We start from the raw sequence: 26,096 nt of genomic DNA, 5'->3' as shown, positions 1-26,096 counted from the left end.
CGACTTATTTAGCGGCAAAGCCTACGATGGCGTTGATGTGCGCATTGCTGGAGATGGTGAAATTCAGGTGAAGTCCCCCTGGAATATCATTGGTTATTACAAAGACCAAGAAAAAACCAGCGTTGTATTTACAAACGATGGCTACTTGCGCACTGGCGATAAAGGCGAAATTGATGCAGATGGATACGTAAAAATCACAGGACGTTTAAAAGCAATATTCAAGACAGAAAAAGGAAAATATGTCTCGCCAGCGCCTATCGAAGCAAAAATAATGGAAAACCCATTGTTGAGCAAGTCTGAGTAACAGGCACTAATCTGCCCCAGCCTATCGCTTTATTGGTGTTATCTGAAGAAGCGAGAAGGAAAAATAAGGACGAGGTGGCAGCGTCTTTAATAGGAACGTTAGAGATTCTCAATGCTCGGCTAGAAAGTCATCAAAGACTGGATCGTTTAGTAGTGCATTCGCAAGAGTGGTCGATAGAAAATGAATTACTCACACCTACTTTAAAAGTGAAGCGTCATGTTATTGAGGAGCGTTTCAAAGAAGTGATCTTGGGCAAGTACGAAGATAAAATAGTCTGGCATCAAAATTAAGCACCTCATATAACCTCTAGAAGAAGGCGAAATCCATTGTTAGGTTTTTGCCTTTTTTTGTTCATTTTTTCTTATATTCCACGCGTTAGTTCCTAAGACATTAACCGTAATTGCCGATACCTAACTGTGTTCATTAGCACACTGACAGCTTGTCGCTTGTGCTTATTGATTTAGTTTTTAAAAATGTTAAGGCAACCCTATGTTAAAGAAATTGGCACTTAGTGCGCTATTACTTTCGCTAGCCAGCTCAGCATTAGCTGAGCTTACGGTTATAGTGAACCCTGCAAATTCAAGTAATTTGGATTCAAAAACCGTTCAACGCATATTTTTAGGTAAAGACAAAAAGTATGCAGACGGCAGTGAATCAGTACCGGTAAACCAAAGTGCAGATAGCTCAATCCGTCAGGATTTCGACGACAGCATTCTTGGTCGTAGTACGTCTCAGGTTTCGGCCTACTGGTCAAAACTTGTTTTCACGGGCAAAGGTATTCCACCCAAAGAAGTCATGTCAGACGCTGAAGTTATTGAACTTGTGTCTCAAAATCCCAGTGTGATTGGTTATGTCGATTCTTCATCGGTGACCGACGCAGTTAAAGTCGTAAACCTTTAGGAGATAGTTATGAGAAATACATTGAGAAAAACTGCACTTGCCAGCGCGACGCTAGTTGCGATATCCGCGGTATCTTCTGCGCAGGCTGAGCTTCGTATAAACGGGTTTGCAAACTTAACTGCTGGCATGACGACTAACGACACTGAAGTTTATGGGTTTAACGATAAGGTTAACTTTAGTGATGGAAGTTTATTTGCGCTACAGGTGAGCGGACAGGTAAATGAAAAGGTGTCGGCTACTGCGCAAATTTTATCTCGAGGCGCTGACAACTACAGTGCAGAATTTGAGTGGGCTTATTTAACGTACAACATAGACAGCAATAATAATTTGAGTGCGGGACGATTTCGTCTGCCACTTTTCCGATATTCAGAGTCTTTAGACGTTGGATATTCGTATCATTGGATTACTGCGCCTCGGTCTGTTTACAACGTACCATTTAACAACATAAATGGTATTCGCTTTGACCATACCGGTATGATGGGTGATTGGGACTATGCGTTCCAAATCTCTGCGGGCGAATATAGTGAGAGCGTAAGCGGTGGAACCGTTACCGCCGACGCTCTGCTTGCCGCCAGTTTTGAAGCTAGTTATGAATTTTTCAAAGTGCGTTTGGTAACGGGTCGAGGAAACAACAATTTTTCTCAAGCTGCGGTCGACTCGACTGTAGGAGCGCTTCGTCCTATTGCCCCTGCACTAGCTGATAGCCTTGCACTTGAAGACGATAGCAGTCTGTTTTTAGGCGCGGGCTTTGAATACGACAACTTTAACTGGTTTGTTTCTGGCGAATACACTTCCGTTGAAATAGAAGATTCATTTTCCCCGCAAGATGTGGCTTGGTACATTACTGCAGGCAAGCGTTTTGGTAAATGGACGCCGCACATCACTTATGAAACGCGAGATGGCAATCAGGATATTAAATTTCTTGATCAAATCGCAGCTTTTCCAGCAGAATTTCAGCCAAGCTTAACGGGCGCCGTTGCTGGCTTGCAAGGATTTTTTATGGAAGAGTTTTCAATCCTCACAGTTGGCGCTCGCTACGATTGGGACGCAAGCATCGCGCTCAAAGCTGAGATTAGTCGATATGATAATAAGCTTGACGACATCGCTGGTGATATAAACAACGCTGAAGATACGAACTTAATTAACTTAAGCGTTAATTATATCTTTTAAGTGCATAGTTAACCTTACAAGTAAAATAACGTTAACAAACAAAAGCCATTTTCCGCAAGGAGAGTGGCTTTTTTGGAGTATAAGTAAAACAAACGCTATATGCTAGCCCTTGTTACAGCTGGCTTTTAGTTTGGCTAGATGTTCGTTGCGATGATGGTTTAGGCATTTGGGTTAATTGCACAGTTTTTATTGTTTGATCTTTTCAAGTCTTTGGCACAGCAATATTGAAATTTGAGTGCAGGCTGCCCTACTAAAAGAATCTATGTCTTAGTATCTTATTTTGCTTATTGTCTACGACCCAAAGTTGAAGTCGCGTTGAATATTGAAGTCGTGCTCTTCTTGAGGTGGTGCACGCAAAAGGGGTAATAGCATTGTTTGTGAAGAAGTAGGGTATTTTTTATCTAAATGCTTCAGTATTTTTTGAATAACATGGCTATCTATGAAGCGATCGGATAGAACCGAAATGACTGACTGTTTTTACCGAAATACGCACGCATTCCTTAATTTTTCAATGTTATGCACTAAACAGCCCCCTCTGTCAGAATAGTTGCCAAACATCCTGACACACCGTATCCCATATCATGTATAGGTCCGAGGGAAGTGATGATTCTTTTGTATTTTGCAGGGTTGTCCCACATTTTTACTTTCACCTCTGCAAAATATTCACTTTCAGATGGTGTGATAGCTGGCAGCTTTTCTATTGCAGCATCGGAGAAGTTATAAATAGCTGTGGAGCTTTCTTTTATCTCGGCGTTCGAGCAGCTTTCAGCGTGTGATAAAAAAGTCATACTTAACAAGAATGTTGCAGAAATGTGCTTTAGCACCTTAAATCCCCTTTTGATTGGACGTATATGGACTCCTCCTCATTTGCAAGTATTTCGGTTAATGGCTAATGGTATAAACTGCCTACGTATATTCGGTTTCTGAATGATGCTATTTATTAAGCATCGAACCTCTATGGGCTATTCGCACACTTGGTCCCTAACGCTTACACGAGCTCGGATAGGCTCTTCGTCCGCTCTGGGTTTTACAAGTGTCGGTCTTACCTGTTTGCCATCTCACGCTATACTCTTGCAACTTTGGATGAAATTGTTGTACTTAACTGTTTTAATTGTAATTTTTATACTGAAGCTATTAATTCTGGGCGATAACTATCATTATTGTTAACTATTGCCCATGCGACTCTAGCAGTTTTGTTTGCCAACGCGACCGTGACAATGTTTACATGTTTAGTGGAAGTAAGCTTCATTAACCACTGACTCAAAGCATCATTGTGACGATGCGCGTGTCTAATAACAGCCCTAGCACCATGCACTAAAAGTTTGCGTAAATAGCCATCACCTCTTTTGCTAATGCCTAATAATTTAGGCTTGCCACCTGTACTATGTTGTCTTGGCGTGAGACCTATGGATGCAGCAAAATCTCTGCCTTTTTTGTAGGTCTTTCCGTCTCCTATTGCACTAGATAAAGCACTAGCGCACAAAACGCCTATTCCTCTCAACTCTAATAATTTAGTGGCAACAGGGTCTTGTTGAACATCTTCTTGAATAGTTTTATCTAGTTCGTCTATCCGTTCATCAAGATTAATCAGATCATCAAATAAACCTTTTAATATTGACCTAAACATGGATGATAAGCCGTTGTCCCCATCCTCTAGCCACAAAGGAATAGCCTGGCGCAGCTTCTTGATACCAATCGGCGCTACTAATCCATACTCACCGACTAAGCCACGAATTTGATTGGCCTTACCCGTTCTTTGAACCATTAAATTATCGCGTACTCGGTGCGCCGCTTGCACATCTTGTTGTCTGACAGTTTTTAAGCTAACAAACCGCATACTTGGACGACTCATTGCTTCACAAATAGCTTCTGCGTCAACAGCATCGTTCTTATTGCTCTTGACATAGGGCTTTACGAATTGCGCATGAATAATTTTAACTTTATATCCTCGTTTTTGTAATTCACGCCCCCAATAATTTGCGGAGCTGCACGCTTCCATAGCTATTTCCGCACCATGAGGTACTTTCCGACTTATTGCTGCGAGCCATTTAGATCTAGAATATTTTCCTTTCCATTTGACTTCACTAAATCTATCGACCGCGTGGACATGAAAAATAGACTTTGCAATATCAACACCTACTCTAGTAATGTTACCCATGGGTTTCTCCTCAATTGAACATGGTTTTCTGACAATTACCATTGTGGCCTAAAAATGCCGCATCGTCAGGTTGAGGAGGAGTCCATCCCATTGCTTACGGATAATTAAAATTAGTTGGTGTAGGGTATCATCTGAATGCATTCTTATGGCTAGTCTCTGAATGCTACATAAGCTCTTAAATCCATTATCACTATAGGATGGCAATTATGCAAAAGTGGATTCATCTTTAATCCATTTAACTAATCTGCCTGGTCATAAGACTAAAGTATAATAGTGGAATTTGATTATTTATTGAACGATAGAGCTGTTTCACGGAAGTTACTGGAGCAAAACAAGTCGCGCATGCGACCTAAAAGGAAGATAGAAGGATTCTATTATGAAAAAATGGTTAATTTTATTAGCAGTAGTTATGTTTTCGTCTCAAATTAATGCCAGAGACGTAAGCATGGAGTCAATCGCCGAAAACCTCTCGTCCGACATGACAACCAGCAGGTTCATTCAGCAGTTTAAAGGCACCTCTGGACATAAGTATTTTCAACTCAAGTCCTACAACATAGATGTTTGGAAAGACTTAGCGCAAAAAGACGATGCCTTAGCTGCGTACATGTTATTGCAATATCATCATGTGAACGGTGAAAGCGAAAAAGCACTCAAGTATGCGGCAATTGCATATTCACAAACCCATCAAAAACAATACTTACTTGCAATGTTCCAATCAATTTATCAAGATTTATACGGGAATAGTGATAGATTTGAGGCGGTGAAGAGTGAAATACGTCAGTTAAGAGATGAATCGTTGGGGGCATCATTTGCAGATGAAGGATCAGCTAATAATGTTGTAAGCGACAATAGTTCAGCGTTAATTAATGATCGTAAGGGTGAGCTGGCAGAGCTTATCGAAAGAGTGTCACTTGAACATAGAAATTTTTATGTTCAATATGAATTTGATGTTAGCGACGAAGGAGAGTAATCATGAAACTTTCCTTTAAAGTAATACTCTCAGCGACCTTTTTGCTATTGACAACTAGTGTGTTTGCACATTATGAGATAAAGGCTAAGCAAATTGCACACACAGGCAGTGTTGATTCAGCTAGAATAACTGCTCGAAACTATGCATCTTGGGAACTTGGCCCCTCAGCTTACAATGGCGTTCAAAAAGACGTGCATGTCTTAAAAGTAACGGGGTACATGACTGATGAATCCGGCGGCCCAGCAAAGTTCCGGACGATTTACTACAAAGCAATTTTCTTATCAAACGTAACGTATGTAATAGATACGTCAAACGCAACCGAGTTTATCAACGCGCAAATAACGCAAGGTTTACAGAAAGAGCTAGATTTGTTTGCAATAGAGCTTTGGAATGAGTTTGTTACCAGTTATGACGGTTCTGGCGGCTTCGAAGTAATTTCATTTAATGGTAAGAAAACGAAAGTCAAAGCCAATGTATGCCAATGTGGTAAAGTCATAGTCACTGTAATTCGACCAAAAGACGATGCGACTCCAAAAGACGATGAAGACGGAGAGGAGCAGGAGCCCTAAATGACAATATCATTCTTAAAACGCCTTGTAACTGCATTAGTGTCCGCCATATCTTTGGTAAGTATTAGCTATGCATCAAATGCAGACGATAACATGGCGTGCTTCGATGAAAGTATGGCTGTCATAATCGAAATCATGGACAATAATTGCGAGCAAGGAGATATAGTTATTACCGCTTCACCCGCTCTTTATTGCGACTTTAACTCACAGATAATAGAACACAACGAAAAGGGTACTCGTTTTATTTGCAAATACATTGGAGAAAAAAGAAAGCTTAGGGATATTCCCGCATATGATGATCTGGAGAATGATGATTAATCATCATCAGATTTAAAATCAATGCTCAAAAAGCTAGACATATTACATCTACATGTCTGGCTTTTTAAATTTGTTTAGTTTAGTCGTCTATTGTAGTTAAGCGGGTGACACGAATGTTTGGCTCGCGTCTTATAAGGCAGTCCTAAGAAACTACGTCCTTGCACATTTGATTGTTTCTGCGGCTATATACAATAGAAAGGCACCCTGCCAAAATAACTAGAAGTGATTCTGGCTCAGCGACCTCTTGCACCTCTCGCACTATCATCACTGCATACGTTGGTATTCGGAAGTTGAAGTACGGCTCAGTTGACCAGTCAGGAGCATCGGTGTACCAAATTGCATCGCGAAAAAAACCGTCTTGTGATGGTCTTTTAGCAGGCTCAATGAAAGAGAGGCCTGTAAAGCCTTCAAAATTCCAAACATGCTGTATGTCCGGGACAAAAATGTCCCCTAAACCAATAATGTCGAATAATGGGTCTAACGAGCTTTCGACTATTCCATCGGTTGAATCCCAAATTTCTTCTCGATATTGCTCACCCGGCCCAGTAGTTGTAACTGAAGAATTACTGAATAAAGTAAACTGATCATTCCACAGAGCGAACACTTCATTAGCACTAGGTAGTCTCCAGCCTTGAAATTTACCGCCGGGTAGAGTCTCGGCTTCCACATCACGGAAGCTATAGTTCGAAGTCACATGGAAGTCAGCCCACTCTAGATTCGTTTGCGTATCTATGAATGAGTTTGATTTTGTATCTATAAGTGTCGCCCCCGACGAAAACGCGTACATTGAAAAAGCTACAGCTATTAATTTGTAGAGTGTATTCATACTGCTTAATATTCCTTAAAAATTGAGCGGTCCGCATAAATGATAACGCACTTTTAGCTAAATTTGCTTTATGCTTCTATTTTACTCAAAAGCTCAGTAATGATTGCCTGAACCAAACTTACTCGCGTCCCATTTCTGAACTGTCTAATTTGCTGGCGCTCAACCCCGAAATGATTTGCTAGTTGGTTGTCGTTTTCCAACTCAAAAAGTGCGATTAATTTATCTGCTATCTGATTATTGGAGAAATTATCTTTCATGTGTATGATTAATATATTGGCATGCCTCTCTGTCAGAATAGTTGTCGTGTCAGTTAAATCGTAAACAAGAGAGGTGGCGGTAAGTTAGTTTGAGGTGAAAAGATATTCTGAGTAGTTCAAACATAAATTGCCGAGATCCAGATCATCATTGACCAAGAACTTACAATAATTATTCAAGTTGTCGGCACGCTACTACTAATGGTTAGTGTGATATTTATACTGATTTATCGCGTTTTTACCCGTCAATCAAAATCACGCTGCTTATTACTTAGATATTCGCTCGCTTTGATATTTTGCGCTTTGTTTCTATCGCCATTATTCAACAAATTAGTACCTACTGCGGAAGACTGGGTGGGCATACACAGTAATGAAGTTGTATGTCTTACGAATTTAAAAAAAGAACTGGAAAATAAATCTCAAATCAGCGGGGATGCAAGCCAGTACAATGACTGCCGATTTGACAAAACAACTGACTTTTCTGAATTATCTTTGGAGTCCATTGAAGAAAGGCTAGACAAGGCAATAAAGAGTCTTGAAGCAGCCGAATTCTTGGAAGTGGTGTTTACCTTATTATCACTGTGTGTCACTTTTATTGGATTTGGCGTCGGGGTTAACCTTCTTGCAAAGGCCTCCACTGAGACTAAAAAAACGCAGCACATTTATGACGTGCCCGAAGAGTTATATCGAAAAATCAACAAACTTGAAATTAAGCAAAATATTACAAACGTGTTATTAGTGTTTATCGCCATTGTCTTGTTGGTTGGGCTTTTTGTAAACTAGCGATATAAATCAAGTCATATTTACTGAAATTCGTTGAAAATCTTGCCCACATAGGTATGACCGTTTTGAGCTGTTATATGTTGCTAATTATTGTCAACACTTGGCTATCAGAATGCATGAATCACTGCCACCTAGATATGAGCAAAACGCAATGGCCAGCGGTAAATAAGATAGAATGTGTTGGTGACACAACTGTTCTAGTTGTCAAGGGCGTCAATGTCGTCTTCCAACCTCTCAACACCCAGTGCAGCCTTGGTTTTTTGATACATTATTGATGGATCGTCTTTGTTGAATAATAAAACAGACGCTATTAACCCGTAGGCCAAGGAGCCTTTTGCGCCTATTCCAGACATGCCACCAACTAACACAATGTTTTTATCAATCTCGTTATTTTCATCCACAATATGCGTCACATACGACACTTCAGAATCAGTGAGTGAATAAACACATGAGTAGCCCTGAACAAATTCCAGATCATCAATATCTACAGGCAAATCGAGCATATTCAAATACCGAATGGTATTGATTTTGCTCCACTCAATTTCGTCTTGAGTCAGCGTTTTGGCCCACACTGAATCTAAATCGTCGATTTCAGTCCTAAGAAAATGACCGCCAACTTTCAAAACAGGGTGACCATTGGTGTCGTAGTTCTCAATCATTGAATAATAGATTTCGGCGCTAAAATCTCCTACTGGATAAGACTCTTGCAGTCGTTGCTGTTGCTCATATGAGAGACTATTGTAAACACTTGGATTAATTTTTAGAAACGAAAGAAACAGGCGTTTTGGGGTGATTAGTTCGTTGAAGTAGGGAGCGATGCTCTTAATAACTTGGCCATTGTATGGACCTGCTGCAACGACGACTTTTTTACTGAGAATTGTCCTTACTTGACCGGTTTTAGTATTTTCAATCTGTATTTCATATAGGGCATTTTTTCTTGTTAAGCTGATGACTTTCTCGTTATACCAAATGTCGCTGCCAGCATAGTTCATCGCTTTATGAAGTTTTGAAATTAGCACGTTTGGGTTGAGCGTGCCTGTGTACTTTTTGTATTCTCTTATGATCATTAATGAATCAGGTATCTGCATGCCAAATAGCGCCTTGGCAGTGCTGCTGTCGGGTGCAAATTTATATGGGTCAGCCTGTTCGGCGAGTAATCTGTCTACATCATTTTGCTGAGATGTGTAGCGAATGTAGGTCATAGGTGACGTTCTGTAAATATCATCCATTGAATGATGTTGAGCGTTTTCTGTTTCGTTTAGGTAATCAATTAATGCTGCAGTTTGAGCGACAGACTGTTGTTGAAGAAACGAAAAGATATCACCTTGCTCGCCTAAACTTCTGGAAATTCTTGCTTCGCCTAAGCTTGAACCAAAGGTATATTTTTCGTCTTGTTGCTCAATCAACAGTACTTCTTCGCCGCTTTTGGAGAGTTCCCATCCAGCAGAGCTTCCCATGAGTCCACCGCCAATTATTATGACGTTGTGAACATGTTTGGCGCCACTGCAAGAGATCAACAACAGACATAAGCTAATAAGTGTTGATATCCGAATCATGGCTTTCCTTTTTGTACTTGTTAGCGAATAGACATATAAGCAAGCGGTTCGACTTACAAGTGGACCGCTTGCGCAAAAATAGACTAAGAGAGATTAGGCTAATATTCAATATCGCCAGCGTCAAAGTAGCGTCAGTTTTACTCTCAGGACTTCTAGGGTTTCTCTATCAAAAGACCCAAGCTTATGTGGGTGTGAATCTAGTGAATTATTGTGATCCGCAAGGGCTAGAGAGTTATAGGTGGATGAAATACGAAAAACTATAAAATCTCGCGTTACTTTAAAGTACATTAAACCGCATATTTATGTTAAAATGTACGCTATTACGTATTATTTAGCTTGCAGATATTAAAAGAAATGCCAAAACCAACACAAAAAATACATCAAGACTCAATTGAGGCTCTCAAAGACATTGGTGCTGAGGTCAAACAATTCAGAAAATCTCATTCGCTTACGCAAATAATATTAGCAGAGACTCTTGAGATTGACCGCCGAACACTCGCTAAGCTCGAGCGTGGTGATGCATCAATTACAATAGGTACCGCCTTTCATATTCTTAAGTGTTTAGGTTTTTCAGTAAGCGTACAAAGTCCGACACAGTGCGAAGCGTTGTCTGAGGCATTGGATAAAGAATACTTGCCAATGCAGATAAAGCTCTCCGATTATCCTGTTTTGAGACGCTGTGCTTGGCAGCTCAAAGCAGATGATACTGTAACACCGCCAGTCGCTTTTACGCTTTATCAGAATAAAAAATCAGATTTTGAAACGCGCAATATGTCTCGTAAGGAGCAGAGCCTTGTTGCGTGTTTGGAGCAGGTGTATGGCTCACTATAAGCGACAGCATCATAATAAAATCGACTATGTACTGAGGTCCTTAAATGCAGACTTGTTAAGCGAACATGAGTGTTATTTTGCAGGGGGAACTGCGATTGCTCTAAAATATAATGAGTTTAGAGAATCTGTTGATATCGATTTTCTTGTTTCAAACATTGCGTATTTTAACAAGCTACGAAGATTATTGTCCGGTAGAGGTTTAGCACCATTACTTAGAAATAATCGCACTATTCAACATACAGAAGTAAAGAGCGACCGCTATGGCATTCGCACATCAGTTTTAGTTGAAAATTCTCAAATAAAGTTTGAAATAGTTTCAATTGACTTGTTGATGCTGGATACGCCTGATCCTGATGATACTATCTCCTCTGTAAAGAAAATTACAAACACTGATATGATTGCAACAAAACTGATAGCAAATACTTTTCGAGGTCAAGACTCAGCCTATTTTAATCGCGACATACTAGACATCGTCTTTATGGATCCAGAAAAAGGACTTTTACAAAGAGGGAGTAAAAAAGCGGTTGATGCCCAGGGAGACAAGGTATTGACTAGCTTTATTAATAGCGCCAATAAATTGTTAACGGATAAGGCTTGGTTGGCTACCTGTTTACAGAAGTTAGATATTCAAATCATTGACTCACTATGCCAAGCAAAAATTAAGCAAACACTTAGAAAGCTAACTGGCTAAATTTCAATCTCAACGCTTGGGTTTAGCGTGTCTGTGTATGCCAAATAGCGCATAGTCAGTGCTCCTGTCAGGTGCAAATTTATACGGGTCAGCTTGTTGGGCGAGTAATCTGTTTACATCATTTTGCTGAGATGTGTAGCGAATGTAGGTCATAGGTGAGGTTGTGTAAATATCATCCATCGAATGATTTTGAGCGTTTTCTGTTTCGTTTAGATAGTCAATTAATTCTGCAGTTTGAGCGACAGAATGTTGCTGAAGAAAGGAAAAGATATCACCTTGCTCGCCTAAACTTCTAGAAATTCTTGCTTCGCCTAAGCTTGAACCAAAGGTATATTTTTCGTCTTGTTGCTCAATCAACAGTACTTCTTCGCCGCTTTTGGAGAGTTCCCATCCAGCAGAGCTTCCCATGAGCCCGCCACCAATGATGACCACGTTGTGGACATTTTTAGCGCCACTGCAAGAAACTAACAAAAGAAATAAGGTAATGACTATTGGTATCCAATTCATGGCTTTCCTTATTATGCTTGTGAGTAAATAGACATATAACCGAGCAGTTATACAAGCAAATAAACAGCATATGCGGATGAAGTTAAGATACTTTGCGCGAGTATTCAATATCGCTAACGTCAAAGTAGCGTCAGTTTTACTCTAAAGGGTTGAATTAAAATGACGCTACTTTGACGTTAGCGCTATTGTAAGCCCGCTGACTCTTTCATATATTTTTACACTAATACTGATCCACTATCAGAGAAAGATTCAATAATGGCAATTCACAAAAAAACGTATCGAAATGGCCCATTCAAAGATTTTATAGCACAAGGTACCAAGTAGGAAACGTGCTTTATATGGCAGGACAAGTTGGAATTGATGATGACGGAACAGTGCCAGCTAGCATTGCTGAACAAACAGCTATTGCTTACTCAAACATGAAACATGTTTTATCGCAATTTGGTGCAAATATGGGAAATATTGTTGATGAAACCTTTTTCGTCACAGATATGAATGCCTTGATGGATAACGTAGAAGCTGTATACGGGGTAAGAGAATCTGCCTATGGTGGTATGCCCGAGGTTAGCCAAACCGTTGTGCTGGTAGTTGCCCTCGTTCAACCTGAGCTACACATTGAAATCAAATGCATTGCTCATCTGTAGCACAAGATTTAACAACGTAGCAGATAGCTTTGCTCTACCCCACACTCTACATTTCACTTATAGTCAGTATTTGTAACGTATTAACTGCTAAGGGATTCGCGCACTATGACAAATCAACGTACTGCACCTAAATCAAGCCTTTCTCGTCGTAATTTCCTTCTCAAAACTGCCACAGGTGGGGCTGCACTGGCGGCATCTTCAGTGTCAAGTGGATTGGAACGTAACCCAGTAAGCCCTTCATTTGAAGGCAAAATTACGCCGCGTAAACCGTTTATTTTGACGACATGGGACTTTGGACCTAAAGCTAACGAACTCGGATTCCCAATACTATCGAGCGGCGGTTCTGCCTTGGATGCGGTGGAGGCCGCAATCAATTATGTCGAATTGCTACCCGATGAATATTGGGTTGGTTATGGTGGCGTGCCCAATGAAATTGGCGAAACAACTCTCGATGCTATGATTTTATGGGGTCCAACTCATGATGTGGGCGCAGTTGGCTGTTTAAAGCGGGTAAAAAAAGCCATTTCCGTTGCACGCCAAGTGATGGAGAAAACGCAGCATTCATTAATCGTTGGGGGTGATGCTACTCGATTTGCTGTGCGCATGGGCTTTAAAGAGACATCTCTTACCAACGCGGTGTCGCAAGCGCGATGGGAAGAGTGGGCCGCAAAAGGCGAACAAAGTGATGCTTTCGCCCCAGAGCCATTCAAAGAAGATACCTTAAATGGTCATGACACCGTGGGTTCTATCGCCCTAGATAAAGCAGGTAATCTATGTGTCGGTTGTTCCACCAATGGGCGGGAGTTTAAGATACCAGGCCGCGTGGGCGATTCACCTATCGCCGGTGCAGGCGCATATGGAGATCAAGACGTTGGCGGCGCGGTTGCAACGGGTAATGGGGACGTCATGATGCGGTTTATGCCAACCTATCATGCTGTTGAACTAATGCGCCAAGGAGTGTCACCTGAAAACGCTTGTAAAGCGGCGATTAAACGAATAACTGATCGCGGATATAAATTTGGTGGTGGCATGGCAGCGATACGTATCGATGGAGAACACGGCGGAGCACAAGCTGGTTGGGAAGATGAAGGTTTCAGTTACTCAATTCAAACTAAAAATGTAGCCACCAAATTCCCTATTAGCTAAAAACAATACATATAATTAGGAAATTAAAATGCTCCTACGTCGAGTAATGGAACACGTAAGAACCCAAAATTGGACCGCCGTTTTTCTAGATTTCATCATCGTCGTTGTTGGTGTATTTATCGGTATCCAGGTAGCAAACTGGAATGGGGAGCGTCAAAATCGAGAAGAAGAGAGAATTCTGATTGAAAGACTGATTGTCGATTTTGAACGCATAAAACAAGATGCTACTCTAAGTCTTGCCTACCATGAGAAGATGCATGCCAACCTACAAATCGTGGTTAGGTCGGTTCGGTCCGAACAGCTAGCCCCTAACAATGTCAGAGCTTTTGAGGAAGCATTGCTATTAGGCATCGGCTTTCAAACAAGTGCCGACCAGTCTGGAACTTTCACTGAGCTTATGTCATCAGGAAGAGCAAATATTTTACAAGACAGAAATTTGCTAGATGAACTTGTAGATTATGAAGACTTTATAAACACACGCTTTGTCATTTCACAGCAATACTTTAAAGATATGGTAATGCATGCTTTACCGAATTATGCAGCAGCGTTTAGCTACAATGACGAACTTAATATAACTTCTGCGTTATTTGAAGGGAAAGCAGAAGCGAGTGGTCTGGTGACGTATGATTTCGAAAAGCTTAGTAAAGACACTGCATTCGAAAACTCAGCCGAACAACTCATGTTTGTGCATAGTGGGTTTATATTGTGGCGTAAAAGGATCGGCGAGCGAGTGGACAAAATCCTAGAGCGGCTAACCACTATTAAAGATAAAACTTAGGCATCTATTTATTGGGGCCCTATCCCAGCGCAGATTAAAGTCATCGAAGCCTAATGCTGGTAGGATGTCGTTCAGGGCGAGACGGAAAATGCCCACGCTCAGGCCTAGCGCAAATCCGCGCATCATCCATTCTCGGTGCATCGCAAACTGCATAGAGGCCCGCACCGCTTAGAGGATTGGAGCCGGCTGGCGAGAACTGAAAGCGAATCAATATTGACTATGATTATATTGCACATATAATTACACATATAATTAAAGTCAGGTATTTGCTATGGGTCAAGTTACTATTTATTTAGAAGAAGATGTCGAAAAGAAGATGATAGCTGCAGCAAAATCGTCAAAATTATCAAAGAGTAAGTGGATTTCAAAGGTTATTCAGGAAAAGGTGTCAAATGAATGGCCTGAATCTATTGCTAGTATGGTTGGTGCTTGGGAAGACTTTCCAGATGTTGAAAGTATTAGAGACAATCTTGTTAATGATACCAAACGAGAAACACTGTAATGTATGTAGTTGATACCAATACATTAATTTACTTTTTCAAAGGCACGGGAAATGTTCCTGAAAAATTTCTAGGGATTTCACCTAAAGATATTGGTATCCCATCAGTTGTGCTCTGTGAGTTGGAATATGGGATTGCTAAATCTACTTCTCCTCGAAAAAGACAGAGCCAATTGAAAGAACTTTGCTCGATAGTCAATATTCTGCCATTCGACGAAAAAGCGGCTAAATTATCTGCTTCAGTTCGCGCAAACCTAGAGAAGAAAGGAAGCCCAATTGGGCCTTATGATGTTTTGATCGCTGGAACTGCTTTAGCAAATACGGGAATATTGGTAACGAATAACACTAAAGAGTTCGCTAGAGTACCCAATCTAAGGTTAGACAATTGGTACGATTAGATGAATGTGTTGTAGTGGCGCTACTTTGAGGGCAATAAATCCGGCCAGCCATATCGTTCCCAAGCTGCGACCAACCCAATGCTATCGGCAAAGGATAAAAATTCTGGGTGAAGGCGAATCTGTCTAATGGGTTCTATATCAGCCCATAGCGACATCATGCAAAACATATTGGCGGGTGTAATTTGAGTACCTAAAGTCTTGAAGACCATGTCTGAATATCCCATCCAAATTGCCGGTTGGACAATACTGGTGTCGCATGGGTCGTGAAGTGTTTTATGTAAGTGGTCTAGCAAAGTGCAGTAAAGCTTTCGGTGAACGGTTTTGCCACTACAGACCCCGCGCGCAGCAACTTCCCAAAAAACATAGAGGGCGGCACCGGTCAGAGGCTTTGAGCCAGCTGGCGAGAACATCGTCTTGTTCATCAGCTTTATGGTCTGACGATATTGATCAATTGCCAGCTTACGGTTACCCGATGCAGACGTAGCAACGCCAAGCCACATAGACGGCAGACCTAAGTCGACCATACGTTTTCCCGCCTCTATGGCTGAGTCAATATTACCCAAATTAAGCTGAGCCACCGACAGCATCGCGTAGTTGCGGCCGTTGACTGGATCTTGATCAACGGCGGCCTGAATGTAGGGCAAAGCCTCTCGGGTACGACCGATGTAAAGTAAGAAAGAACCTAGGCGCAGCAAAACATCTGGGTTATTTGGCTCCAAACGATAGGCCTCAAACGCTAAATCTAGCGCGCCGAGTGGGTCGTTCTCGGTCCAGCGATGAATGCCTAGCATAGCGCGTGCGTGGCCTTGTTTTGGGTCTAATTCAATTGATCGCTTAGCGCATATGGCCATCTTCTGTGATTGTCCGAGCCGATCTAGACAGGGCGTATAAACTGCGGTGTAAACATGTGCTTCGGCCAATGCAGTCCAGCAAGCGGCGAAGTCGGGATCAATCTCTAGAGCAGCCTCAAGCAGCTCAATGGCCTTAGCCAGTACGCCGTCACCAATCGCTCGAACGGTTAAGGCTCGTCCTTGAAGGTATAAGGAATAAGCCTCTTTGTTAACGGTACTGCGACGACGTGCTGGAGGTGGCTTTATCTGGCGCTTTAGTACTAAGCCTAACTCTTCGGTTAAGGCTGTAGCCAGTGTTTGCTGCAGAGAGAACAGGTCATCAGTTTGCCCCTCAAAGCGACCAGACCAGCTTTGACAGCCGTCGACACCGTCGAGCAAAGCGGCGTTAATAACAATGGTATTGTCTTGCCGACGAATCGTGCCCTCTACTAGATTGGTAGCTTTGAGTTTGGCAGCGGTATCGATAGCTGATGCGCAAGAGGCGAACTGACGGGCTGAGCCGCGACCTACTACCCGCAACAGAGGAATCTGTGCCAGCGTGGTGATTAGCTCTTCAAACAAGCCATTGGCAAACAGTTGCAGTGATTCGTCTGAAGACTGTACCGCAAATGGGAGTATTGCGATTCGAATCAAGGCTCCATGGGTTTTGCTATCATGCCCTCTTTGCTTCAGCGCTTCTTGCAAGCAACTGCGGGCGTAATCGAGTTCACGCGCGCTTGTATCAGTGAATATTTGTTCAACTGCCTGCACCAACTGTGCTTCAAGCTGCGCTCGTTGCTTATCCAGATACTCGGCAAATGCTAGCCCTAAATCTTGTCCCTTATCTAGACCTTCAAGAATGGCTTGAGCCCCAACAGTTTGCAGTTGTGAAGCGGCTGGCGCGTACTGCCCCCTCGCCAGTGCTTGGTGTAAATCTATCAGGTCAGAACTTACTACCTCCGCTCGAATCGCAACCTGCTCTCGCCCCCCTAAAAAGGGATCGTCGTGGACGTCAGCAAGCTGCTGCTTTAATTCTAATAAGGTCTGGCGCAAGCTAGCTCGAGCTTGCGCTCTAAACTTCCCCTGCCACAATAACTGACTAATTTCCTCTCGTTCAATAGCTTTACCCGGATGTAAACACAACATTGCCAGCAGCGCCCGAACTCGTTTACCACTTATAGCAAGCTCATTGCCGTTGGCTGCCGTAACGCGGAAACGACCAAATAGTTGTACTTTGAGCGGTTTACATGATTTTACAGGTAAGTTAGCAACAGAGCTCATCTTATGGGCGTCCAGATATAGAAAATAAAGACCGGTACATATGTTTCCCCAGACCTTATCAAAAAGTGAAACTAGACCAATTCTGTGCTTAACGAGTGATCAGCTTAAAGCCTTAATATATTCTATGCTCGATGCGGATTCAATGACCATGCGACCTTATCAAACTTCGCTTTACTTATAGTATCAATAGCATGACAAAGCACTTCGCTACTACAACGCGACATGGAAAAGTGCTTAACGCTGAGCTTCAAATTCCTTGGCGCTTTTGATGCGAGCTTCTAATTTTGTTTTTATGTCGGACGATGTTAAAAAATCCTCAGCACGACGAGGGCTTATGCGCTCATATCCCGAATAAATCCGATATGACAAGTCCAGCTTCTCTTCTGGGTCTTGCACTTTTTTCAAGTGTTCGCTCGCAACATCCGGTGCTGAAAATGCCATCCCGCCAATCATGTTTATTCTCGCTGAAGTAATATCAAGGTCAGTCTGCTGCTCAAGCCAAACAAATCGTTTTTGCGAGTTCTCCCCATGACTATACTCTTTCGAAATCTTTTCTAAGACTGCTTGGCGCTCTTCAAGCGGTGCACTTTGCAGCCTCCAATTCGCTGCTTCAACAAAGTCTCGCGATTGCCAAGTACCAAAGATGTCGTCTCTCAAAGCCCCTTGGTCTACATCATATTCCTCAGACTTGTTTTCTACCCAATCTACAGCTAGATCTGGCTTGAACATCGCCATTGTCCTGACAGCCGAAGATTGGGGTAGAGCCCGCTCATCCATCTCATTAAGTTTAGAAAACACAAGGTCAAAGTCAGAAGCTGAATTTACATGCTGTATGATACTCCCCAGTCCTGTATTGAAATCTTGAGATTGAAGCATATTATCAATCACCAAATCGCTAGCCCTCCCTATGTCGTCTCTGGCGATAACCGATACAATTTTACTAAAGCCTAAACCGCCCATTGGTCCTGCAAACTGCTCAGGATTTGAGGTATACCAGGACAATGCAGCATTTGTGTCCTGTTCAGCCCACTTACCCAACACCTGTCCGAGAAATAGTGTTTTCGTGATGCCTTCTGGTGAGTGGTCAAGCGCTAAATTGAGCGCACGTTGTGGCTGCTTTTCTGCATAGCTCAACAATAACAAGCCAAAGACCTGTGTTTGCTGATTGTCTTCACCAAGCGGTAGATAACTCTCTAAAAGTGACATGAATTCAGTGTCATTGAGCGCTGATACGATATCGTAAGTTATTGATAGGCTTCTCAAATCAAAAGACTGAAGATTCAGATTGAGCGCGTCAATGGTCTGTTTGGCAGTCTCTGCATCCCACGCGTCATGATTTAGTTCAGCGTCTTGTCTATTCGAGCCCGCAGGAGCTTCACTTTCATACTGGTTCGTTTTATTGGAGTACAACGGCGGTTGTTTTGAATGACCTGCTATATCGTGAGGCACTTGAGAAGACTGAAGTGTGCTTGTATCAGTCGGGCCCAATGTCTCGGATCGCTGCGACAATCCGAAAAAGTACGCAAGCACAACACTCAGCGTCCATAGAATAATAATGATGTACTTCACGATTTCATATCCTTATTGATTGCGCTCGCGATAAGTTTGGACTGGTTGCGTCATGAAAAGTAGTTTTGTGTCAGTCACACTGAGCGTTTCGATTGTGCGTACAATCTAGATTTAAGTCAATTGTGTTTCCCATTAAAGCCCCGCATAATAAAGTGAGTGAGCGTAAGTAAGATATTATTTGATGCAGCAAATTTGTATTGTAGGCGGAGGAACAGCAGGCTGGCTTGCGGCGCTTGCGCTTGCGCATTTTCATAAATCTATCGAGGATGCGACTGGGCGTAGTGCTTGCCAAGTTACGCTCGTTGAATCAGAACAAATTGGCACTATTGGTGTCGGCGAAGCAACCATTCCCCCATTTTTGGACACCCTTCGCAGTTTAGATATTGATGAAGCCGAGTTTATCAAAGCCACCGGCGCGACCTTTAAGTTAGGCATTCAGTTTACGCATTGGAAGGATAGACACAGTAGCTACACCCACCCTTTCGGCCAGATTGGTCAAAACATTGCCTATCAAGACTTTTATCATTGCTTTTTGAAAGCGAAACAGCATGACGATTCTCTTGCCTATTTAGACTATAGCCCCGCCCACGCAATGATGCGCTCTGGTAAGTTTTATGTTCCCAGCAACGCATCCAATACGCCAATACAAGCTGCCGCCTACGCGCTGCACATTGACGCAGGCCTTGCCGCTAAGTTTTTCAGAGCGAGAGCAGAATCACTCGGTGTGACGCGTATTGAGGGAAAGGTTGAAAGCGTTGAAACAGATGATCACAAAGAGAATATCACTCAGCTAAGCTTAGATTCAGGCAGAGCGGTTGATGCTGATTTATTCTTCGATTGCACAGGCTTTAGCGCGCTGTTGATTGGAGAGGCGCTCAATAGTCCTTATGAAGACTGGTCAGAATATTTAATGGTGAACCGTGCGCTTACCGTTCAAACAGAGGCGGATGCGGCAAACCTTGCACCATATACCGAATCTCGCGCCCAAGACTTTGGCTGGACCTGGCACATCCCGCTTCAACATCGCATCGGCAATGGCTACGTGTTTAACAAAGATATGTGCAGCGATGAGCAGGCCTTGCAAACTCTGCATGCAAACCTAAGCACAAAAGCAGTCAATGAACCCCGGTTCATCAACTTTAAAAGCGGCGTGCGTCGACAAAGCTGGCGTGGTAATTGTGTTGCTTTAGGATTAGCGTCAGGGTTTTTAGAGCCTTTGGAATCCACTGCAATCCACATGATTTGCCGTGCGCTGAGGGTCTTTTTGAGGCTATACCCTGAGCCATCTAACCCCAGCAACATGCAAATTATGGCGCATGAATTTAACCGCACGCTTTCAAAAGACTTTGAAGAAATAAGGGACTTTCTAATTTTGCATTACTGCGAAACTCGACGAAACGACACGGCTTTTTGGCAGTTTTATCAGAACATGAGCATTCCTGAAAGCTTGGCGCATAAAATCAGTATCTTCAAAACAAGAGGCTTGTTACGCCCTGGGCATGACGATTTATTTAAAGATGTAAATTGGTATAGCGTGTTTGATGGAATGGGCGTCAAGGCGAAGAGCTATGACCCAGCCGTTGATTCGGTTTCTCTAAACACCCTATCGCAAAACTTGATGCAGATGCGCACTTCAATTGAGCGAAGCGTATCTCAGCTCCCTACGCATAACGAATTTATCAGAAAGCATTGTCATTCGACACTTTAAAGTCTTTCTTTACATCAAGGTTTGCAAAGGCTGATTGCGCGATGCGCACCATGATCGCCGTTTTTGCTATTCAATATGTGTAATTTCATACAAGTCTTGCCAATTGCCGTTGCCCGGTCGAAAGGCCGTCATCATTCTGAAAAGATCAATCTGTAAATAGATATCTCGTCGGCTATCGTAGAGGTATAAAGATGAGTCATCTTTATTTATTTCTTCAAACTCAAAACGCCTATTGTAGTTATGATCAAATTCAAACCAAATGTCATCGTAACTATTTTCAAACATTAAAGTTTGATTACTTCGGACTTGCGCAACCTTGATATTGCCTGGCATGACGCTCAGATTCGTTTGGCTTTCTATCCATACTGGCGGTAAGTCTTCTGGAACGACATACGTGGGGCTAGGACGGGAACAAGGCCCGCTGCCACAGTGAAACGAACCACCCGCAACGCAGGGAGAGCGATCAGCAAGAACATTTTCTAAAAAACGTTTGGGTCTGCTTAAATCCGGCATATCGTTACGGTTCGACATCAAAGCTTCAAAATGCGTTAGAGCATTTAATGCATCAATGTAACTAGTAAGCGTTTTGGATTCGCATACTCCCGATGGTAACTTGCTATATAGTAGAGCGAATCGTTGATATGCGTTTTGAAGCTCCTCTACATTTACCTGTGCGCTTGCCATTGACGAAACAACGACAAACCAAGCAGACGTAACAATCACGGTTAATCTTTTCACACAAAGCGCTCTCATAGATTATTCCTTAGTTTCGGGGGTGGGACTCCAATCCGGAAGAGGAGGAGGTTCAAAAGCAACATCATCCTGTGAAGTAGCGGCATCGATATATACGGCTCTGTCAAAAACATCTATTCTGGGATGATTGGTAATGGTTACCACCATAAGAATAGTACCCAGCATCACCATCAGTAAGCCGGGGGAGGACGATTTGATTGTCATAGACAAGTCGCCATACTGGCCGCTCATATCACTTTGTTGAGAACTTAGCTTTCCAAGAACAAAGACCGAGCCTATCATTGCTAAGGTCATACCGGTCAAAAAACCCATGTAGCGAGTCCATATTCTTGCGAGCAGTGCAACGCTTGCTTCATGATGCCTGCGCGCAATTAGGTTTTCTTCAAGCACTAATAACGCACGCAGCTTTAGCAATTCTGGGGACGCTTGCTTAGCATCTGCATCCGCAAGCACAGTCTTAAGCTCTGCTTGTGGAGAGTCTTTTACCGCTTGATTGAGATCTTCTAGCTGAATAATACTAAAAATAAGGAAAAACAAAGTCATGCCAACGGTCATCGCAACCATTAGAGGCAGAAGCTTGTGCTGCCAATTCGAAAGCATTTGTACCTGACGAGTTTTGTCGGTCATATTGTGCGCACGCGAGTAGTTTACGAATCTATATTTTTATACTTGTTAGTGACTTAGCTTACTCAGTGAGTATAAATTGGTCAATAAAAACACGAGCTGGCTTTTAAGTCGAAGTTGTTGCTGTAGTGAAACCTCAGTCCGTCTATATCCTGCAGTGTCTATTTCGAGTCGTATGAGTAATGCAGCTCACATATTGAACGTAAAATCCTGACGTATAAAGTCAACAGCTTCAAAACACGAAGCTTATTTATTGTCCTTTAAGTGCTGTGCCAAAAACGCATCTAGCTCCTGAAAAAATCGAGTCCGGTTTTCTTGAATAGACAAGTAGTGGTCGCCGTATTCAAGTTCAACATATTTAAATTCTTTTCCTGCATCTTTTAGTTCATCTGCAAAATCACGCGACTGTTCAACATTCATGATAATGTCGTCTTCCCCATGAATGAGCAAAATTGGGGTTTTTATGGCATCTATGCCATTAATTGGAGAGCGTGCGCGTTGGTCAGCAAATGACTTACCAATTTGTTTCTGCGCGCTTAGTTTTCCGCCTACGTAGGTTGTTGAAATGCGCTTCGCAAGGGCTCGCAAATCGCTTATGCCAGCGAAACTGACGGAACACGCAAACAAATCAGGTGTTTTGACTGTTGCCATGGCTGCGGCATAGCCACCGTAACTGCTGCCAAAAATACATAGGCGTTCAGGCGCGGCTATCCCTTGCTCAATTAAATACTGAGCGGCGTCGGTAATATCGTCTTGCATTTCAAGTCCCCAACGGCCCATCTGCGCTTGGGCGAATTCAAAACCATATCCGGTCGAGCCTCTAAAATTGGGACGGAACACGGCATAGCCTCGATTGGTCAAATACGAGGCATAGGTATCAAAACCAGAGTAATCTCTGGCGCCAGGCCCGCCATGCGGATGGATCACGGTGGGGTATGGCGCTTCCCCTTTTAAAGGTAAAGTAAGATAGCCGTCGATGGTGAGACCGTCGCGGGTTTTGAAGCTCACTTTTTCATGTTCAGATAGCGCAATATCTTTTAGCAGCGGATAGGGCGAAAACAAAAATGACAGCGTGCCTTCTTCTCTATCGCCATAGTAAAATGTTGGAGGAATATGGTCGTTTTGACTTTTCACCCACCTCATTTTTAAACAACACTTCAAAATCTTCACTTTTGTCGAAGCGATGGTAAACACGGGTATTACCCGTGCTGAAATTGCGAGTGATACCTAGCCTAATTGCATGTTGCTGGTCTGTCATCCATCTTCGAATATTAAGCTTGTGCCTTTCAACGCGCTGCTTTTTGCCATTTTCCACGTTAACTTTATAGACAGACGGATTTAAACGCTCATCTAAATCAAGGGACATTAAGATGTGCGCTGGGTCATCTGGTAACCAATCCATGACCTTTGGTTATTACGTAAAGCTAGTGTTTTTGAGGGTTGATGTCAATTACTGTGCATAGCCACCGTAGTTGCAAGTGGCTATGCCATATACCCAGTCGCCTAGAGTGCGTTTAACATCGTCTCTGCATCACTCACTTCAAACTTTCCGCCGTCTTCAAGGTATAAAGCCTTCACCACACCATCGTCTACCAGCATGCTATAGCGCACAGAGCGAGTACCACCAAATCCATCTGTTTCCATTGAGAGGCCAGCCGCTTTTGAGAAACTTGCGTCTCCATCTGCCACCATGGTGATGTGCTCAGCGTTGGATGCTTTGCCCCAAGCGTGCATGACAAACGCGTCGTTAACCGACAAACAAATAATGTCGTCTACGCCTTTAGCTTTAATTTTGTCTGCAAGTGCAACATAGCCGGGCAAGTGCGCTTCTGAGCACGTTGGAGTGAATGCGCCAGGTACGGCAAACAGCACCACTTTTTTCCCCGCAAACAAGTCTTGTGTGCTCGGGTTTTTCATATCGCCGTTATCAATCATGCTAAACGTCGCATCGGGTAAGCTTGCGCCAACTTCAATCATAGTCTTTCCTTAAAATGTCAGTTTGATTAGTCGAAAATGTATACGTCGAAGCGGTGCTTTTTCGATCGAATTTCGCTGTTTGGTCTCAGCCCTTGCTGGTTAGAAAGCTGCGGCGCGGTGCTCGGTCGCTTCACTACGATGCGCTTCTGTTGCGTCTCGTTCGATGATGCCTGCTGAGTCTGGCAGTATGATATCGCGCGACTAAGTAAACGCTCACTATCTGTGTCTGCTCCAAGTAAGAGTTGAAAGGCCTGCATTTCTTTTTTTACTGCAGCTGACTTTTTTTTATGTGGAAACATGGGATCTAGATAAATTACGTCAAACGCGTTATCAGCGCGAGAAAGATAGTCACTTGCGTCCTCTTCAATTAAATTTAGGGAGCCTTTTGTCGTTTGAGTTGTATTTATTGTGTTTATTGTGTTTATTGTGTTTATTGTGTTTATTGTGTTTATTGTGTTTATTGTGTTTATTGTGTTTATTGTGTTTATTGTGTTTATTGTGTTTATTGTGTTTATTGTGTTTATTGTGTTTAGCGCATTGAAACGGAAAAGCGCATCGTCTAGCAAGGCTGCAATTTGAGGGCTGCGCTCAAGCATTGTTACCTGCGCCCCAACACTTGCCATCACGAAGCTGTCTGTGCCCATTCCCGCCGTGCAATCTGCCACAATAAGTGTCGATTTACCCTTGATACCAATCGCTTTTGCAATAGCCTCATTACGCCCACCGCCGTGCTGTTTTCGATAGCGTAGCGCAGCTGATTCAAAATCGACGCGTATGTCTGACCAACTTGGCTCGCCGGTAAATCGCAAGCACAAACCGTCTGCGGCAAAGACCAGTTGCCATTGAGGCGTTGAAAACTTATGACCCGCTTTTTGAGGGTTTACTTCGAATACCTCAAAACCCGTTTTCTCTGCTAAGGCACGTGCTCGCTCCTGAGCCGATAGACTGCCAGTGTCTTCAATCAAAATGACGGTTTTGTAATCACTCATAAAAAATTGGATGCGATAGCATCTTCTTGTTCTGGCTTTTGCTGCGACGCAAAGTACTCGATATTACTGATAGTCGTTTGCGCTATTTCAGTAAGCGCCTCATGCGTAAAAAAGCCTTGATGCCCTGTAATCAAAACATTCGGGAAAGTCAGCAAACGTTGGAATACATCATCTTCAATAATTTCGCTTGAGCGGTTCTTAAAAAAGAGGTTCTCTTCCATCTCATATACATCAAGCCCTAAGGCTCCTATGTGCTTACGTTTGATTGCGTTGATCACCGCTTTGGTGTCAACAAGCTTTCCTCGCGAGGTATTAATCAGCATCACGCCTTCTTTCATTGCGCTTAAACGGGCGTTATTGATTAGGTGTTTAGTTTCCGGTAGTAAAGGACAATGCAGGCTAATAATGTCGGACTGCTGAGTGAGCTCATCAAGGGAGGTGTAGTGCGCACCTTTTGCAGTAACATCGACACTCTGTGCGACATCGTAGCAAATTATCTTACAGCCAAAGCCAAGCAGAATATTTATTACCGCCTGCCCTATTTTCCCCGTACCAATAATGCCAACAGTTTTGCCATATAGATTAAACCCCAGGAGACCGTTTAAATCGAAGTTACCTTCTTTCACCCGATTATAAGCTTTATGCAATTTCCGATTTAGCGCCATCATAAGCGCAATGGTGTGCTCTGCGACAGCTTGCGGCGAATATGCCGGCACGCGCGACACCGCCATTCCGCGCTCATTTGCATATTCAACATCCACATTGTTGTAGCCCGCACAGCGAAGCGCAATGTGCTCAACGCCCATTTCAAGCAGCGCGTCTATCACCTCAGCATCTATGGTGTCATTTACAAACACAGACACCACATCAAATCCTGAGGCAAGCACAACGCTTTTTGCATCGAGCTTGGTTTCGAAAAACTGAAACTCAATGCTATCGGGGCAATGCTGAGTCAGAAAATCTTTGTCATATGCTTGGCTGCTAAATACGATGACTTTGTTTTGCTGCGTTTGATTGCCAGATGGCTTGTATTGATCCAATGTCATTGAGTAGTTTCCTAGTT

The 26,096-nt window shown here is 42.8% G+C and carries 29 protein-coding genes and 1 pseudogene; 15 read left to right on the top strand and 15 right to left on the bottom strand.

Features of this window, described 5'->3' with window-relative positions; translation table 11 throughout:
- Positions 1–13: 13 nt before the first annotated feature.
- The 3 genes and pseudogenes from PN836_RS14680 to PN836_RS14670 form a co-directional block, all read left to right on the top strand.
- A pseudogene (locus tag PN836_RS14680) lies at positions 14–594 on the top strand (AMP-dependent synthetase); the annotation flags it as partial.
- 199 nt (positions 595–793) lie between these two features.
- A complete protein-coding gene (locus PN836_RS14675) occupies positions 794–1,204 on the top strand; it encodes a phosphate ABC transporter substrate-binding protein (RefSeq protein ID WP_395339556.1) in 411 nt (136 codons plus the stop codon).
- A 9-nt stretch (positions 1,205–1,213) separates the two neighbouring features.
- On the top strand, positions 1,214–2,374 hold the full coding sequence (locus tag PN836_RS14670; RefSeq protein ID WP_395339554.1) for a porin: 1,161 nt from the start codon (positions 1,214–1,216) through the stop codon (positions 2,372–2,374).
- 521 nt (positions 2,375–2,895) lie between these two features.
- Here the strand turns inward: PN836_RS14670 and PN836_RS14665 are convergent.
- A complete protein-coding gene (locus PN836_RS14665; RefSeq protein WP_395339552.1) occupies positions 2,896–3,198 on the bottom strand; it encodes a hypothetical protein in 303 nt (100 codons plus the stop codon).
- A 296-nt stretch (positions 3,199–3,494) separates the two neighbouring features.
- Entirely contained in the window at positions 3,495–4,532 is a 1,038-nt protein-coding gene (locus tag PN836_RS14660; RefSeq protein WP_395339549.1) for an IS110 family transposase, read from the bottom strand.
- A gap of 376 nt (positions 4,533–4,908) precedes the next feature.
- Here PN836_RS14660 and PN836_RS14655 point away from each other — a divergent pair, with 376 nt between their 5' ends.
- From PN836_RS14655 to PN836_RS14645, 3 genes are read left to right on the top strand one after another with little or no spacing between them, the layout of a single operon-like run.
- Positions 4,909–5,502 carry a hypothetical protein gene (locus PN836_RS14655; protein WP_395339547.1) on the top strand — a complete coding sequence of 198 codons (594 nt, stop codon included), beginning with the start codon at positions 4,909–4,911 and terminating at the stop codon, positions 5,500–5,502.
- Between the two features lie 2 nt (positions 5,503–5,504).
- A complete protein-coding gene (locus PN836_RS14650) occupies positions 5,505–6,071 on the top strand; it encodes a hypothetical protein (protein ID WP_395339545.1) in 567 nt (188 codons plus the stop codon).
- A complete protein-coding gene (locus tag PN836_RS14645; protein ID WP_395339543.1) occupies positions 6,072–6,389 on the top strand; it encodes a hypothetical protein in 318 nt (105 codons plus the stop codon).
- A gap of 142 nt (positions 6,390–6,531) precedes the next feature.
- Here the strand turns inward: PN836_RS14645 and PN836_RS14640 are convergent, their stop codons facing one another.
- Positions 6,532–7,215 (bottom strand): hypothetical protein, encoded by a 684-nt coding sequence (locus PN836_RS14640; RefSeq protein ID WP_395339540.1) that lies wholly within the window; start codon positions 7,213–7,215, stop codon positions 6,532–6,534.
- A 68-nt stretch (positions 7,216–7,283) separates the two neighbouring features.
- Positions 7,284–7,472 carry a hypothetical protein gene (locus PN836_RS14635; RefSeq protein WP_395339538.1) on the bottom strand — a complete coding sequence of 63 codons (189 nt, stop codon included), beginning with the start codon at positions 7,470–7,472 and terminating at the stop codon, positions 7,284–7,286.
- A 351-nt stretch (positions 7,473–7,823) separates the two neighbouring features.
- On the opposite strand from PN836_RS14635, the gene PN836_RS14630 reads away from it, so the two are divergent.
- Complete coding sequence (locus tag PN836_RS14630; RefSeq protein WP_395339536.1) at positions 7,824–8,252, top strand: hypothetical protein; 429 nt, start codon at positions 7,824–7,826, stop codon at positions 8,250–8,252.
- A gap of 197 nt (positions 8,253–8,449) precedes the next feature.
- Here PN836_RS14630 and PN836_RS14625 read toward each other — a convergent pair whose 3' ends face one another.
- Positions 8,450–9,709: an FAD-dependent oxidoreductase gene (locus tag PN836_RS14625; RefSeq protein ID WP_395339534.1), complete on the bottom strand. Its 1,260-nt coding sequence runs from the start codon at positions 9,707–9,709 to the stop codon at positions 8,450–8,452.
- Between the two features lie 453 nt (positions 9,710–10,162).
- On the opposite strand from PN836_RS14625, the gene PN836_RS14620 reads away from it, so the two are divergent.
- Entirely contained in the window at positions 10,163–10,639 is a 477-nt protein-coding gene (locus PN836_RS14620) for a helix-turn-helix domain-containing protein (RefSeq protein WP_395339532.1), read from the top strand.
- A complete protein-coding gene (locus PN836_RS14615) occupies positions 10,626–11,330 on the top strand; it encodes a nucleotidyl transferase AbiEii/AbiGii toxin family protein (protein WP_395339529.1) in 705 nt (234 codons plus the stop codon). Before PN836_RS14620 ends, PN836_RS14615 begins: the two co-directional genes overlap by 14 nt.
- A 9-nt stretch (positions 11,331–11,339) precedes the next feature.
- Here the strand turns inward: PN836_RS14615 and PN836_RS14610 are convergent, their stop codons facing one another.
- Positions 11,340–11,837, bottom strand: a complete 498-nt coding sequence (locus tag PN836_RS14610) for an FAD-dependent oxidoreductase (RefSeq protein ID WP_395339526.1) — start codon at positions 11,835–11,837, stop codon at positions 11,340–11,342.
- 338 nt (positions 11,838–12,175) lie between these two features.
- On the opposite strand from PN836_RS14610, the gene PN836_RS14605 reads away from it, so the two are divergent.
- The 5 genes from PN836_RS14605 to PN836_RS14585 all read left to right on the top strand — a co-directional run bounded on the left by PN836_RS14605 (position 12,176) and on the right by PN836_RS14585 (position 15,302).
- Complete coding sequence (locus PN836_RS14605; protein ID WP_395339523.1) at positions 12,176–12,481, top strand: RidA family protein; 306 nt, start codon at positions 12,176–12,178, stop codon at positions 12,479–12,481.
- Positions 12,482–12,586: 105 nt separating this feature from the next.
- The gene (locus PN836_RS14600; protein ID WP_395339521.1) at positions 12,587–13,627 is read left to right on the top strand and encodes a N(4)-(beta-N-acetylglucosaminyl)-L-asparaginase; all 1,041 of its coding nucleotides are present in this window, start codon (positions 12,587–12,589) and stop codon (positions 13,625–13,627) included.
- A 28-nt stretch (positions 13,628–13,655) separates the two neighbouring features.
- Positions 13,656–14,405, top strand: a complete 750-nt coding sequence (locus tag PN836_RS14595) for a hypothetical protein (protein WP_395339519.1) — start codon at positions 13,656–13,658, stop codon at positions 14,403–14,405.
- 271 nt (positions 14,406–14,676) lie between these two features.
- Positions 14,677–14,907: a hypothetical protein gene (locus PN836_RS14590; RefSeq protein ID WP_395339517.1), complete on the top strand. Its 231-nt coding sequence runs from the start codon at positions 14,677–14,679 to the stop codon at positions 14,905–14,907.
- Positions 14,907–15,302: a type II toxin-antitoxin system VapC family toxin gene (locus PN836_RS14585; protein WP_395339515.1), complete on the top strand. Its 396-nt coding sequence runs from the start codon at positions 14,907–14,909 to the stop codon at positions 15,300–15,302. Before PN836_RS14590 ends, PN836_RS14585 begins: the two co-directional genes overlap by 1 nt.
- Before the next feature lie 20 nt (positions 15,303–15,322).
- Here the strand turns inward: PN836_RS14585 and PN836_RS14580 are convergent, their stop codons facing one another.
- On the bottom strand, positions 15,323–17,413 hold the full coding sequence (locus tag PN836_RS14580) for a hypothetical protein (RefSeq protein ID WP_395339512.1): 2,091 nt from the start codon (positions 17,411–17,413) through the stop codon (positions 15,323–15,325).
- Positions 17,414–17,647: 234 nt separating this feature from the next.
- Entirely contained in the window at positions 17,648–18,982 is a 1,335-nt protein-coding gene (locus PN836_RS14575) for a hypothetical protein (RefSeq protein ID WP_395339509.1), read from the bottom strand.
- A 181-nt stretch (positions 18,983–19,163) separates the two neighbouring features.
- On the opposite strand from PN836_RS14575, the gene PN836_RS14570 reads away from it, so the two are divergent.
- Complete coding sequence (locus PN836_RS14570; RefSeq protein WP_395339507.1) at positions 19,164–20,690, top strand: tryptophan halogenase family protein; 1,527 nt, start codon at positions 19,164–19,166, stop codon at positions 20,688–20,690.
- 66 nt (positions 20,691–20,756) lie between these two features.
- Here the strand turns inward: PN836_RS14570 and PN836_RS14565 are convergent, their stop codons facing one another.
- From PN836_RS14565 to PN836_RS14535, 7 genes are all read right to left on the bottom strand, one after another.
- On the bottom strand, positions 20,757–21,443 hold the full coding sequence (locus tag PN836_RS14565) for a hypothetical protein (protein ID WP_395339504.1): 687 nt from the start codon (positions 21,441–21,443) through the stop codon (positions 20,757–20,759).
- Positions 21,444–21,446: 3 nt separating this feature from the next.
- Positions 21,447–22,070, bottom strand: coding sequence for a hypothetical protein (locus PN836_RS14560; protein WP_395339501.1), 624 nt, complete (start codon positions 22,068–22,070; stop codon positions 21,447–21,449).
- 243 nt (positions 22,071–22,313) lie between these two features.
- Entirely contained in the window at positions 22,314–23,201 is an 888-nt protein-coding gene (locus tag PN836_RS14555) for an alpha/beta hydrolase family protein (RefSeq protein ID WP_395339499.1), read from the bottom strand.
- Positions 23,152–23,469: a hypothetical protein gene (locus PN836_RS14550; protein ID WP_395339497.1), complete on the bottom strand. Its 318-nt coding sequence runs from the start codon at positions 23,467–23,469 to the stop codon at positions 23,152–23,154. The genes PN836_RS14555 and PN836_RS14550 overlap by 50 nt, the downstream gene beginning before the upstream one ends.
- 101 nt (positions 23,470–23,570) lie before the next feature.
- Positions 23,571–24,044 carry a peroxiredoxin gene (locus PN836_RS14545; protein ID WP_395339495.1) on the bottom strand — a complete coding sequence of 158 codons (474 nt, stop codon included), beginning with the start codon at positions 24,042–24,044 and terminating at the stop codon, positions 23,571–23,573.
- Positions 24,045–24,070: 26 nt separating this feature from the next.
- The gene (locus PN836_RS14540) at positions 24,071–25,033 is read right to left on the bottom strand and encodes a class I SAM-dependent methyltransferase (protein WP_395339492.1); all 963 of its coding nucleotides are present in this window, start codon (positions 25,031–25,033) and stop codon (positions 24,071–24,073) included.
- Entirely contained in the window at positions 25,030–26,079 is a 1,050-nt protein-coding gene (locus tag PN836_RS14535) for a 2-hydroxyacid dehydrogenase (protein ID WP_395339490.1), read from the bottom strand. The genes PN836_RS14540 and PN836_RS14535 overlap by 4 nt, the downstream gene beginning before the upstream one ends.
- Positions 26,080–26,096: the final 17 nt, after the last annotated feature.

Origin of the sequence: Ningiella algicola, assembly GCF_028401415.2 — a bacterium.
Taxonomy (GTDB): Bacteria; Pseudomonadota; Gammaproteobacteria; order Enterobacterales; family Alteromonadaceae; genus Glaciecola.
This window is presented reverse-complemented; position numbering and strand designations above follow the sequence as displayed.